This is a genomic window from Pseudomonas sp. SWRI77, from assembly GCF_014269105.1.
GTDB classification, from domain to species: domain Bacteria; phylum Pseudomonadota; class Gammaproteobacteria; order Pseudomonadales; family Pseudomonadaceae; genus Aquipseudomonas; species Aquipseudomonas capeferrum.
The window spans coordinates 18158-31070 of sequence record NZ_JABWRV010000002.1 but is presented as its reverse complement, the minus strand read 5'-3'; the positions used below and the strand labels follow the sequence as shown (position 1 = coordinate 31070).

Genomic DNA, 12913 nt, shown 5'->3' with positions numbered 1-12913 from the left:
GAGCGCCCATGGCCAAACCCCGCGCCAGTGAACTGGCCGCCTTCGTCGACTGCCACTTTGCCGAACGTGGCCTGACGCCAGAACCGGTGATCGCTGAATCCTGGTACCGCAGCATCAATCAGCACCACCTGGACCCCGCCCTGCGCCACGTCGACAACATCCTCAGCGCCGCTGAAATCCGCCAGCACCAAGCCCAGCACGAGGCCTACCTGGCCATCGCCAGCCAGGGCGTCAGTGGCCTGGCCAAGCGCGTGGTGGACGCCGGTTTCGCCGTGCTGCTCAGTGACGCCGACGGCATCACGCTGGCTGCCCGCCTGCCCGCCGACCCACAGCGCTACACCCGTTCCGGGCTGATCGTCGGCGCGCGGTGGGACGAGTCGATTGCTGGCACCAACGGCATCGGCACCGCCTTGGCCTCTGAGCAGGCACTGACCATCCATCGTCAGGAGCACTTCCTTGCGGCCAATGCGCGGCTCAGTTGCTCGGTATCACCGATCTTCGATGCCCACAACCAACTGCTCGGCTGCCTCAACGCGACCTGCCTGTACAACGACGGCCCCAAGCATGCCCAGCACCTGACGTTGCAGCTGGTGACCCTGTACGCCCGGTTGATCGAGAACAGCCATTTCCGCCAGCGCTACCGCGACCGCCTGACCTTGGCCATCAAACCACGCGACGACTTCTGCGACCTGGCTGCCGAGCAACTGCTGGCACTCGACGAAGGCGGCCGGGTGATCGGCGCCAATCGGGCAGCCTTCCTGGCGCACACCGGCAAGCTGCTGGGCGTGGCGATCGAACAACTGCTGCCAGCCAACATCGACCAGTTGCTGGAGCTGACGCGCGGCGGTGCCCGTGGCACTCAACTGCGCGGTCACCAACAACCGCACCTGCTGGACGTGGGCCTGCGCGTACCGGCCGGTTACCGCCAAGCAACCGCAGCGCGGCCCCTGCCCGCCCGCACGGCTCACCCCACGCTCGAGCAACTGGCAGGCCAGGACACCCACCTGCAACAGGGCGTGCAACGCCTGCGCAAGGTGCTGGACCGGGATATCGCCATTCTTCTGAACGGCGAAACCGGCACCGGCAAAGAGGCGTTCGCCCGTGCCTTGCACCAGGCTAGCCAGCGCCAAGCCAAACCGTTCGTGGCGCTCAACTGTGCGGCGATACCCGAATCACTGATCGAAAGCGAACTGTTCGGCTACCGTGCCGGCAGCTTCACCGGGGCCAACCGCAAGGGCATGAAAGGCAAGCTGGAGCAGGCCAATGGCGGCACGCTGTTCCTCGACGAGATCGGCGACATGCCGGCGCACCTGCAAACGCGCCTGCTGCGGGTGCTTGCCGAGCGCGAGCTGGTGCCGCTGGGTGCCGAAGCGCCGGTAGCGCTGGACCTCCAGGTAATTTCGGCAACGCACCAGGACCTGCAGGCCATGATCGGCGACAGGCGCTTTCGCGAAGACCTCTATTACCGGCTGTGCGGGATGCGCATGACATTGCCGGCACTGCGGGAACGCAGTGACCGGCGTGAGTTGATCGAAGGGTTGCTGGCAGGGTTGCCGGGGGGTGCGGGCATGCGCTTGAGCGATGAAGCGTGGCGCTGCGTGCTCGGGCACGCCTGGCCGGGGAACGTGCGGCAGTTGCTCAATGCATTGCGTCAGGCAGTCGCACTGGCCGAAGGTGGGCTGATCGAACTGGCTGACTTGCCGGAGGTGTTCGCGGAGCGTGCAACGCCTGCGCGGCCAAAGGTGCTCGAGCAGCAGGTCGAAGCGGCCGAGGCACGGCATTTACTGGAGGTGTTGAAGCGCGAGCGCTGGAACATGAGCGCAGCGGCAGAGGCTGCGGGGGTGTCGCGGTCAACGTTGTATCGCAAGATGAAGCGCTACGGCATCGTCCAGCCCAACCAGTTGGGCTGAAGGTACCGGCCCCTTCGCGGGCTCAGCCGCGAAGGGGCCGGCCAGATCAATGCAACCGGTTCTTGGCTAGCTCGATATCATCCATCAACGCCTTGGCCAGGACACTCAGATAGTCAGCTGCGCCTAGTAGCTTGTGGTCATCGTCCATATCGCCTTCGCGCACCAGGTGCTTGATGTAGCCCAGCAGCACCGACACCTGCTCGTAGGCAACATCGATCGGGATGCCAGGCTGCACACGCAGCAAATTCAACGCTGGGTTGCCCACATCAAGGAAGGTTGCCAGGCCAGCGGTGGTGAGGGGCTTGGGTTCGTCAGCCATGGTCTCACTCCTCGGCCTGCTGGCCATAGAGACGGCTGTGGACATGCTCCACCAGCGAGTGGGCGATCTCGCTGGCATGCATGGCATTGCTCAGCATGTTCAGGCCAGGTTCGCCGACGTGGCCGCGGCAGTGCTCGTCGATGGTTTCGATGACACCGCGTAGCAGCTCACTCGCGTGGGCCAAGGCGTCGGGTGGGTACATGTCGGCTTGGACGGTGAAGAATGGGGTGGTGATCGGTTTGCGGCGGGGTGGGTCAGGGACAATTTTTTTCATGATCGATCTCACAGTTCGTTATCGAGATCTACCATCTCAACCTTCTCACGGGGTGAGGGTGGCAGCGGTACGCGGGGTGAGAAACCGGTGAACCATGCAAAGCCCGGCCAGGCCGAGGCCTGCCCGCGCACAGCTGCCATAGCAGTGCTGCTGCATGAAATTCGAAGCGGGTTCTCACACCCGGCCACCCGGTTAAGGCGGCCCGAAAACGTTATCCCTGAGAGGTTTCCCCGACAACAGCGATACTTCAGCAGCCCGCGTAGGATAATTCCCAAGCAGGCCAATCCTGAAGTATTTAGATTCAAGTTCAGAAATGTCGTACAGCCCCATGGCATTGGCTACCGGCCAAATGAACAGCCCCCCGATAATGAAAGGCGCAAGCCAAAAGCCATTTTCAAACCAAGGGGCACCGTTAAAAAAACAATCATAGTAATCCTCGTACGCCAGTTCCCCGAACCTCTCCCCAATCCCGGTCAACTTGATAACCTCAGAGTCCGTCAACAATCGCAGTCATGGCCGGCCAGTGCTTCGCTCGGGTCGAAAGTACCGTCGCTTAGCATCCACTTGCGGAAGCAGGCGCAGCGCGGGCGATTGAGGGGGCATTACAATCTACCAAGTTCAATCAAGGTTCCACCCGTAACGATCCCAGCCCAGCCGGCAAGAGTACACCAGAACGAGATCTGTAAGCGCCGCTTCAGATAGGCTGGGCAACGTCGATAATCGTCGGCATTCAACCACCCTTGGCGAATACCCAGATTGGGCCATACAACTGCCAACGTAAAACGATTGACCACCATCGATCTTGTTCTTATAGAGAGGGTGCTCCAGTATTTAAGATCCTCAACCAACCCCTTACTATTCTTGAACGTAGAGCAAAGTATTTTGAAATGACGAGAACCTGCAATGTAAAGGCCAATGCCAACGCCCACGACACTCAAGATTAAAGGCACTAGTCCTAACACGATTTTTACACCAGCGGGAAGGCTTGAGAGGTCAATCATGAAGTACCTCATAGGTCCATTCGATCATCCCCTCACCTATTTTTTCTCCTGTTTTACTACCTAAGTAAGAGCCACTTCCGATCGCCACAATACCGCAAACAGCCTTTCCATATACACCAAAGGAACAGACAGCCGCCGCTGCGACAGAACCAACCTTACCACCTGCCGCTCCACCGAGTAATCCCCCTGCAAAACTCCCCGTTTCAGTAAATCGAATTTTCTTACACGCTTCGGTTTCGCCAGCCCGACATGCTGCTTGAACGTTCAAGTAAGATGCCCCCGCACCAAGCCCAATCGCCGCAAACCCACCATACTTCAAATAATTCGACATCTTGGCCACCTCGTCCAAGTGGGTCGCATATCCGGGTATCTGGCCCGGCACGCCTGCCTTGGTCCAATGATGCACCAGGCTTTTGGTGGAGATACCCAGGTCGCGGCGGAGCGTGTCGTAACTGCCGAGGTTCAATGTCTTGTTCAGAAAACCTACGCGCAACTGGGCGCTCAGTTGCTCATAAAGCCCCCTGCGCTTGGCGAAGAACTCCGCACTGTTCAAGTGGCCATGCAAAACAAACTGCTGTTGGTGCAAAGCCTCAATGCCCTTCAACGTGTCCTTGACCTGCCCCAGTCCACGCTCAAGCATGTCCTTGCCCACCCCCATCGACTGGCTGGCGCCATTGAGCACCCCGGCAATCTCACCGATGTGCTTCATCATGAAGTTAGCTTCTTCACGGGAGAGAATCGACAGGGACTCCCTCGTCTTTTCGGCCACCATGATCAGTTCGTTTTCCAGCGCGCTGCAGGCATGCCCACTGCTTGGGCTGCCCAGCACAAATATCTCGCCCGCCTTGAAACCATCTGGGAAGGTAGGACTCAAGCGCTGCAATAACGCCACTGGCAAAGGGCTGTGCGTCGCGCCAAGGCTCTGAAGCACCTGCTCGAACGACATGCTGCTTTGCACAATATGGAAGCCAGGCTCAAGTATCGATAATGAGCCGACGGGAGATGCGTTGTACACTTGAGCAGGACTCTGCCCTGATGAAGGCGCCGAATGGCTGACGGCAGAGGCAGGCGATGCAGCCTGAGCAGGACGGCTGCCAGCCCGGTGCATGGCTGACTGCGCGATGACCCGGTTGCTGCCGTTTGGGCAATCACACTTGACCAGCGCCCCATCGACAACAGCCGGTTTACCTCCGATGACGAAAGCATTCACCCCTTCTACAATGACACCGACCTTCTTGCAGTTCGGGCACTCGGTCGTGGCATCGCCCAAGCGCAGCGCACGTCGGTTGTTCCCCCGGAAGTTCGTACTGCTGGCAATGCAGACCGCGCCTGTGGTGGTGATATCGCCATCCAGCGCTTGCCCTTTTCCATGTATCGATATGCGCGTCATGAATAGCCTCCGGCCGTAGAAAGCTGGAAGCTAACACTGGAAAAACATGCAAAAGCCTGGGCCTGCGAAAATCAGAATTACCCTACAAGCAGCGTGCAGGTACTGCTCCATACGCCATTGATCAATCTGCTACTGAGCAGGAAAGCACGCACACAGGTAAAACACCTGTTCCTCGAATGGCCGTGCACGGTGCCTGGCACCGGCTTCGCCGGTGTTCGCGGGGCAAGCCCGCTCCCACAGCGTCTCGCTAAATCGATGAGTTAGCAGTTGTTCAGTGGGAGCGGGCTTGCCCCGCGAAGAGGCCAGCAAAGCCACCCTCTACCCTTGGATGTACACCACCTGCGTGCGCATGTACTCATACAAGCCGTGCTTGCCATCCGCCCCGCCGACCCCGGACTTGCGCGCCCCGGCGTGGAAGCCCTGCATGGCCTCGAAGTTCTCGCGGTTGATGTAGGTCTCGCCAAAGTCGATCTCGCGGCAGGCCTTCAGCGCCGCATTCAGGTCGCGGGTGTAAAGCGAAGACGTCAGCCCGTATTCGCTGTCGTTGGCCAAGGCAATCGCCTCGTCCAGGTCATCGACCACCTGGATCGGCAACACCGGCCCGAAGATTTCCTTGCGCATGATCTCCATGTCCGACGCACAGCCCGCAAGCACAGTCGGCTGGTAATGGAACCCGGCACCCAGGTCGGCCACCTGCCCGCCGGTCACCAGTTGGGCGCCCTGCCCGACCGCCGTTCGCACCATCTGCGCCACCTTGTCGAGCCCGGCCTGGTTGATCAGCGGCCCCATGTCCAGGTCGGCACGGCTCGACGGGTCGCCATAACGGGTGGCCGCCATGGCCTGGGCCACCTTGTCGACGAAGGCGTCGGCCACCTGGCGTTCCACGTACACCCGCTCGGCGCAGTTGCACACTTGGCCAGTATTGATCACCCGCGAGGCGACGATGGCGTTCACCGCCAGGTCCAGGTCGGCGTCCGCCAGCACGATCGCCGGGGCCTTGCCGCCCAGTTCAAGGTTGAGCTTGGTGATGTTCGGCGCCGCAGCAGCCATGATCCGTGCGCCGGTGGCGACGCTACCGGTAAAGCTCACAAGGTCGATGCCGGCATGGCTGGACAGCCCATGGCCGACGCTCGCCCCCTTGCCGCCGACTACGTTGAACACACCCGCCGGCAGGTCGGTCTCGGCCACCAACTTCGCGAACTCATAGCAATTGATCGGCGTTTCCTCACTGGGTTTGATCACGATGGTGTTCCCCGCCAACAACGCCGGGGCCATCTTGCGGGCGATCAAAAAGAACGGGAAGTTCCACGGCAAGATCCCAGCCACCACACCCAAGGGTTTGCGCATCAGGAAGATGTGCTCATTGGCGCGGTCGCTGGTCAGCACCTCGCCTTCCAGGCGTCGCGCCCATTCAGCCATGTAGTCGAGGTAGTCGGCCGTGAAGTTGACCTCGACCTGCGCCAGCCCCGGCACCTTGCCGCCTTCCAGGGTGATGATGCGCGCCAGGCGTTCGGCATTGGCGCGTACCTTTGTCGCGATCTGGCGCAGATACCCGGCGCGCTCGATGGCAGGCTTGGCCGCCCAGCCTTTTTGCGCTTGACGCGCTGCGGCAATGGCCCGCTCCACGTGCTCCACCGGCGACTCCGGGACACGCCCCAGCAGCTGTGCGTTGGCCGGGTTGTACACCTCGATCAGTTGCTCGCTGGGCATGAAGGCATTGTCGATGTAGTTCTGGTAGATCGTTGCAGTCATGGTCATTCACTCCTGTGGGTGGTTGTCGGCCAGTGGCGACTGGGCAGCCGGCTTGGCGCTGAACTGCTGCCAGGTACTGCCCTCGCGCTTGAGGTCATGGGCACGCTTGATGAGGTACTGGTGCACCTGTTCCACCTGCTCGGGCTTGAGGTTGTCGGCAAACGACGGCATGCCATCGGGCACGCGGCCGCCATAGAGGATGCCGAGGAACATCTGGTGTTTTTCCGCGCTGAGCTTGCGCAGGTCAGGCAGTACGCCGCCGCTGACGGCATGAATACCATGGCACTGCGAACAGTTGCCGTCGTACAGGGCAGCACCGGCGGCCACTGCGTTGGCATCAGCGGTCAGGGGTGGTGGTTCGGGCGCGTTGGCGGGCGGTGCCGGCTCACGCAACGTGGCATTACCGCCAAGCTTGTAGGTCAGCACCTGGGAGAAAGGCTGTACCCCGGCGCGCAGCGACAGTGCCCCGGCAAACGTCGAGAATGCCCCGCCCCAACCGGCCATGAAGGTGACGTACTGCTCGCCATCGACCGAGTAGCTGATCGGTGCCGCCATCACGCCACTGGCGGCCGGTGACTCCCAGAGTTTCTTGCCGGTGTCGGCGGCGTAGGCGATCACCCGGCCATCGGCGCTGCCTTCGAACACCAGGTTGCCGGCGGTGCTCAAGGTGCCACCGTTGAAGATAGTGATGTAGGGCACTTCCCAGGCGGGCGCCTGTTTAACCGGGTCCCAGGCGATCAGCTTGCCGGACCAGGTCTTGGCCATCTCCAGCAGGCCTTCGGCACCCTCGGGCATCATGCCGGTGCGTAGGCCGAGCTGGTACACGCTTTTGAACGGGTTGCGCTTGGGGGCGTCGGGAATGTGCTCGTAGTAGGCCGACATGATATGCGCCGGGATGTACACCAGCCCCGTGTTCGGGTTGTACGACATCGGGTGCCAATCATGAGCGCCCCAGAATGCCGGGGTCACCAACTTGCGCTTGCCGTCCTTCCAGTAGGCCGCCGCCTCGTCGTCGAGGATGGGCCGCCCGGTCTTCATGTCGATGCCCTTGGCCCAGTTCACCGGCACGATGTTCTTGGCCGACAGCAGCTCGCCAGTGGCGCGGTCCAGCACATAGAAAAAGCCATTCTTGGGTGCCTGCATCAGCACCTTGCGTTGCTTGCCGTCGATCGGCAGCTCGGCAAGGATCATGTGCTGGGTGGCGGTGAAGTCCCAGGCATCACCCGGGGTGGTCTGGTAGTGCCAGGCGTATTCGCCCGTGTCGGCATTGACCGCGACGATCGACGACAGGAACAGGTTGTCGCCTTTGGCCTGGCTGCGCCATTTCGGGTCCCACATCGAGCCATTGCCGACGCCGATGTACAGCAGGTTCAACTCCGGGTCGTAGGCGAACGAGTCCCAGGCCGTGCCGCCGCCGCCCCACTCGACGAAGGCGTCGCCGTGCCAGGTCTTGCTGGCGATTTCCATGGCCTTGTCTTCCGGCGGCAGCTTGGGGTCACCTGGCACGGTGAAGAAGCGCCAGGCCTGCTTGCCGGTTTCGGCGTCATAGGCCGTTACATAGCCGCGCACGCCATACTCCGCCCCACCATTGCCGATGATGACCTTGCCGTTGACCACCCGCGGCGCGCCGGTGATGGTGTAGCTGCGTTTATGGTCGCTGCGGGTGTCCACCGACCAGACCCGCTTGCCGGTCTTGGCATCAATCGCCTCCAGGCGCCCGTCCAGTACGCCGACGTAAACCTTGCCCTGCCACACCGCCACGCCTCGGTTTACCGCATCGCAGCAGGCCTCTCCGGCACGGTTGCGATCCGACTGCGGGTCGTATTTCCAGAGCAGTTTGCCGTTGCGGGCATCCAGCGCGTACACCACCGAAAACGGGCCCGTGGTGTACATCACCCCATCGACCACAATGGGCGTGGCCTCCACGCCACGGTCCAGGTCGAGTTTGTAGCTCCAGGCCAGGCCTAGCTGATTGACGTTGTCCTGGTTGATGGCTTTGAGGGGGCTGAAGCGTTGTTCATCATAGGTGCGGCCGTGGCTCATCCAGTTGCCGGGTTCCTGGTCGGCGGCGATGATGCGTTTGCCATCGACGTCGGCGGCATAGGCAGGTGCGCAGCAGGCCAAGGCTAGGGCCAGGCAGCCCAAGGCGTGCGGGAAGGGCCGGCGGTGCGGGCCTGTTCGGTTCATGGTGGCTTCTCCGTTCTTGTTATGGCGACGCCATGGCAGGCGCCTGCAACAGATAGAGCAACGGTTGTGCCAGCGCTGCCCGGCAGCTTCGAAACAGCCATGCCAGAGGGGTTTGAGCACAAAGGGCCAGCGCCTGACCACAGGCTGTGGCTGCAGCAGCCATGGCACAGCTGATGCAGCCATGGCACAGGTGTGTCAGCCCTTGCTGCTGGCTTTCAATGCCGCCTGGTTCTGTGTAAAACAGGCACATCAGCCCACTGCAAAGGACTTACCCGCATGATCTACCGTCCCCTCGGCCAAAGTGGCCTGCAGGTTTCCGCCCTTACCTTGGGCAGCATGATGTTCGGCGAGCAGACCAGCACCGAAGACGCCCTGCGGATCATCGAAAAAGCCTGGGATCAGGGCATCAACTTCATCGACACCGCCGATGTCTACAACGCCGGGCGCTCGGAAGAAATTGTCGGCGAAGCTGTGGCACGTCATCGCCAGGACTGGATCGTCGCCTCCAAGGTTGGTTTTGGCCCCGCCGACGGCCTGCCCAACCGCAGCGGGTTGTCGCGTAAACATGTGTTCAATGCCATCGATGCCACGTTGACGCGCATGGACCTGGACTACCTGGACATCTACTACCTGCACCGCGAGGACCACAAGGTTCCGCTGGAGGAGACCGTGCAGGCCATCGGCGACCTGCTGCGCCAGGGCAAGATCCGCTACTGGGGCGTGTCCAACTTCCGCGGCTGGCGTATTGCCGAAATCTGCAACCTGGCCGAGCGCCTGGGCGTGGCCAAGCCGGTGGTGAGCCAGCCGCTGTACAACATCGTCAACCGCCAGGCAGAACCCGAGCAACTGACCGCAGCGGCCTACCATGGCCTGGGCGTGGTGCCGTTCAGCCCCTTGGCCCGCGGCGTGCTAAGCGGCAAGTACGCACCTGGCTCGGTACCGGATGCCGGCAGCCGTGCCGGGCGCCAAGACAAGCGCATCATGGAAGTGGAGTGGCGCCAGGAGTCACTGGCCATCGCTCGCCAGATCCAGGCATACGTCGAGGCCAAGGGCGTGGGTATCGTGGAATTTGCGATTGCCTGGGTGCTCAACAACCAACAGGTCAGTTCGGCGATTGTCGGGCCCCGCACCGAAGCGCAATGGGACACCTATGCCGGGGCACTGGAGGTGAAGATCACGGGAGAGGATGAAACGTTCATCGATTCGCTGGTGACGCCGGGGCATGCATCTACCCCAGGTTTCAATGATGTGGCGCACTTTGTCAGCGGGCGACTGGCGCGCAGTTGAAGGCAGATCGGCAAGGGGCTATGAAGCCCCTTGCCCAGCCATCGAGCAGTTAATCTAGTTCAAGGGTGGCTCGTCTTCGATGACGATGTTCACCGCATAGAACAGCCCATCTTCCCGCTGCTCGATTTCATAACTGACGTGCTGACCCTCGCGGATGATCGGGGCACCTTGGCCGCCGTCCCCCATCAGAAACACAACCTCGCCAACCCCCGGTGCTACAAACTGGGGATCAACCTGTGCTAACGACATTGCGGTCAGCGACTGCGCTTTTTGGGGCATGAACAGCACCTCCTGTTGTGTTTGAATGGTCACTGTTATCAGCAGCCTGGAGCAAACTATTCACCGATCACTGTAAATAATCGCCCATCGGCAAGCAGACGGCTACTAGCATTATTACCAGGTAATCTCTGTTGATCGGGCGACCACTGCTACTGTCCAGCCAAAACGAAAAAAGCCCCATATCTTTCGATACGGAGCTTTTTTTACACGTTACACAATTGCCAGGCTTCACATCGTTCGATCAAGTACCTCGGTCAACCCGCAAGGTTGCGGGTGCCTGTTCGAACGTTGAGCCGGCTGGTACGTGTCTTACTCAGGACGCACTTGGGCGGCCTGCATGCCTTTTTGCCCTTTTTCGGCAACGAAGCTGACAGTCTGGCCTTCTTTCAGCGACTTGAAGCCGTCCGATTCAATGGCTTTGAAATGAACGAAGAGATCGTCGCCACCGCCCTGTGGGGTGATGAAGCCGAAGCCTTTTTCATCGTTGAACCATTTAACTGTACCGGTTTGTCTGTTGGACATGCTCTGAGCCCTCGATGGCTGTTTTGATGCGTTTTCCGTGAAATTTACAACGAGGGCCATGTCAAACAACAAGCCCCTGCAAGCCACATATTGAGCGCTTTGTCGGCGAGAAGCTACTAACAATTTTACCAGTATCGAAAATAGCTGAATCCTGTACCCGAATTCACCGGCAAAATGCCCCTGTACCCCTTCAAATAAGCGCGTTGATCACCAGCAAATGCACCGGGTAGAACAGGTACCCCCAGCGCCCCACCGCTGGCACGCGCCACTCATCACGACGCAATAGCAAACAGCCGAACGGCACCGCCAGGGCAGCGGCGGCCAAGGTCAGCAGGGTGAACGGCGCGAGCGGATGTTCGCGCAACCAGCCGTTGGTCAGGTTGCCCGCCATTGCCAGCAGGCACGGCAGCAGCCACGTCAGCGCGCCCAGGCGACGGGCCATGAGCCAGGCGGCCGGCAACAGCACGCCGGCCAGGCCGTACATCAGGCGTTCACTGAACAGGGCCGCAGCCGCCAGGGCTACCAGGCCAAGTACCCGTGCTGCCACCTGATGCTGCTGCACGCCCAAAGCTACCAGGAGCCCAAGGGCCAGCGTCGGCATCACACTGAACGTCTGCGAACCGCTGTCCAGCCAACGGTAGGGCCATTCGGACACTACTGAAAACACCAGCATCGCGCCCAGGTAACGCAGGTTGACGCCGGTTGACGGCGCCCCCCCGTGCCGGCGCCCGACATTGACGGCGATAGCCAGGCAAAACAGCGGGAAGGCCAACCTGCCAAGGATGAACAAACCTTCGGCACGCGGCCATATGAAGCGCAGGTGGTCGGCGACCATGGTCACGATCGCCACCCACTTGACCAGGTCCAGCCCTGCCGAGCGCATCCCCTAGTGCCCGCGCTGTGCCGCCGTCGGCGCCAGGTAGCGGGAGGTCCAGGCAGCCAGCGGCAGGGGCGGTTGCTGGTCGACGATGCGCCGCCAGATCAAGGCCAGGTCATGGCTGTTGAACATCGACGCTACCCCTGCCCCCTGCCATGCCGTGGGGGTATCGGCAACCCAGTGCCCCTGGCTGTCGCGGTGGGCCATGTTGAAACGGAAGGTGTAGTTGCCTGGGATCCCCATGCGCAGGTCGGTCACCACCAGCGCGCCGTCGACCTCGTCGTAACGCAGCCAGTCATCGGTGAACCAGCGCAGGCGTTGATGCAGTGGCGCAGCGGCAAGCGCCGAAGCCAGTTCAAGGTTGCGGGGCAGGCGCTGCATTTCCGGCGGATGTTGATCGAGCCAACTGCTGACACCTTCGTAGTACGCGCCCTCCGGGGTCTTGGCCAGCACGCGCCAGATCAGGCTGTTGAAGGCGATAGGCACGGCGCGTACGTCACTGGCCGTGATGCCTTGGCGGTCCAGGGCTGCCTGAAAACGCTGCTCCGCCAGCATCCGCCCGGCCAGGCCAAAGCCCAGGTAGGCGGTACTGAAGACCAGTGCCAAGGTCATCAGCCTCACGGCCTTGCCCGTCACCCCCTTGGCAAGGGTGTAGACCACTGCGGCCAGCAGCGGCACGGTATAGACCGGGTCGATGATGAATACCGCCGCCCAGCTTTGCGGGGTAACCGACAGCGGCCAGAACAGTTGCGTGCCATACACGGTAAAGGCATCGAGCACCGGGTGGGTGACCAGCACCAGCCAGAACGCCAGGAACAGCCGCGGCAAGGTGTAGCCCTTGCCCGGCCAGTACCTGTTGACGCACCAGGCCAGCAACAGCGCCAGAGCGGTGAGGACGAACAGGGAGTGGGAGAAGCCCCGGTGGTAGGTCATCTGCGAGACCGGGTCGGCGTAGCGGATGATCACGTCCAGGTCAGGCAGGGTGCCCAGCGCGGCGCCATACAGCAGCGAACGGCGGCCCTGGATGCGGCCGAGCACAGTGCCCTGCAGGGCGGCGCCGAGTACGGCTTGGGTCAATGAGTCCAAGGGGGAGTTCCTGTGTGGATGACCCAGGA

Annotated in this window: 12 protein-coding genes; 2 read left to right on the top strand and 10 right to left on the bottom strand. The window is 61.6% G+C overall.

Translation table 11 applies throughout. The features are described from left to right. Positions 1-8 precede the first annotated feature (8 nt). Positions 9-1910, top strand: coding sequence for a sigma-54-dependent Fis family transcriptional regulator (locus tag HU766_RS02580; protein WP_186652998.1), 1902 nt, complete (start codon positions 9-11; stop codon positions 1908-1910). 46 nt (positions 1911-1956) lie between these two features. Here HU766_RS02580 and HU766_RS02575 read toward each other — a convergent pair whose 3' ends face one another. The 6 genes from HU766_RS02575 to HU766_RS02550 form a co-directional block, all read right to left on the bottom strand. Continuing rightward, on the bottom strand, positions 1957-2229 hold the full coding sequence (locus tag HU766_RS02575) for a DUF3077 domain-containing protein (protein WP_186652996.1): 273 nt from the start codon (positions 2227-2229) through the stop codon (positions 1957-1959). A 4-nt stretch (positions 2230-2233) separates the two neighbouring features. Next, on the bottom strand, positions 2234-2503 hold the full coding sequence (locus tag HU766_RS02570; RefSeq protein WP_186652993.1) for a hypothetical protein: 270 nt from the start codon (positions 2501-2503) through the stop codon (positions 2234-2236). A 602-nt stretch (positions 2504-3105) separates the two neighbouring features. Next, on the bottom strand, positions 3106-3504 hold the full coding sequence (locus HU766_RS02565; RefSeq protein WP_186652991.1) for a hypothetical protein: 399 nt from the start codon (positions 3502-3504) through the stop codon (positions 3106-3108). Further along, a complete protein-coding gene (locus tag HU766_RS02560; protein WP_186652989.1) occupies positions 3497-4894 on the bottom strand; it encodes a PAAR domain-containing protein in 1398 nt (465 codons plus the stop codon). Before HU766_RS02560 ends, HU766_RS02565 begins: the two co-directional genes overlap by 8 nt. A gap of 318 nt (positions 4895-5212) precedes the next feature. Continuing rightward, the gene (gene aldA / locus HU766_RS02555; RefSeq protein ID WP_050506102.1) at positions 5213-6646 is read right to left on the bottom strand and encodes an aldehyde dehydrogenase; all 1434 of its coding nucleotides are present in this window, start codon (positions 6644-6646) and stop codon (positions 5213-5215) included. A gap of 6 nt (positions 6647-6652) precedes the next feature. Further along, a complete protein-coding gene (locus tag HU766_RS02550) occupies positions 6653-8833 on the bottom strand; it encodes a PQQ-dependent dehydrogenase, methanol/ethanol family (protein WP_186652987.1) in 2181 nt (726 codons plus the stop codon). 276 nt (positions 8834-9109) lie between these two features. Between HU766_RS02550 and HU766_RS02545 the strand changes: the two genes are divergently transcribed. Beyond that, a complete protein-coding gene (locus tag HU766_RS02545) occupies positions 9110-10120 on the top strand; it encodes an aldo/keto reductase (protein ID WP_186652985.1) in 1011 nt (336 codons plus the stop codon). A 54-nt stretch (positions 10121-10174) separates the two neighbouring features. Here the strand turns inward: HU766_RS02545 and HU766_RS02540 are convergent, their stop codons facing one another. From HU766_RS02540 to HU766_RS02525, 4 genes are all read right to left on the bottom strand, one after another. Further along, a complete protein-coding gene (locus tag HU766_RS02540; protein ID WP_186652983.1) occupies positions 10175-10399 on the bottom strand; it encodes a hypothetical protein in 225 nt (74 codons plus the stop codon). Positions 10400-10708: 309 nt separating this feature from the next. After that, the gene (locus HU766_RS02535) at positions 10709-10921 is read right to left on the bottom strand and encodes a cold-shock protein (RefSeq protein WP_003179963.1); all 213 of its coding nucleotides are present in this window, start codon (positions 10919-10921) and stop codon (positions 10709-10711) included. Between the two features lie 190 nt (positions 10922-11111). Beyond that, positions 11112-11804 carry a TraX family protein gene (locus tag HU766_RS02530; RefSeq protein WP_186652980.1) on the bottom strand — a complete coding sequence of 231 codons (693 nt, stop codon included), beginning with the start codon at positions 11802-11804 and terminating at the stop codon, positions 11112-11114. Positions 11805-11807: 3 nt separating this feature from the next. Beyond that, a complete protein-coding gene (locus tag HU766_RS02525; protein ID WP_186652978.1) occupies positions 11808-12884 on the bottom strand; it encodes a metal-dependent hydrolase in 1077 nt (358 codons plus the stop codon). Between the last annotated feature and the right edge of the window lie 29 nt (positions 12885-12913).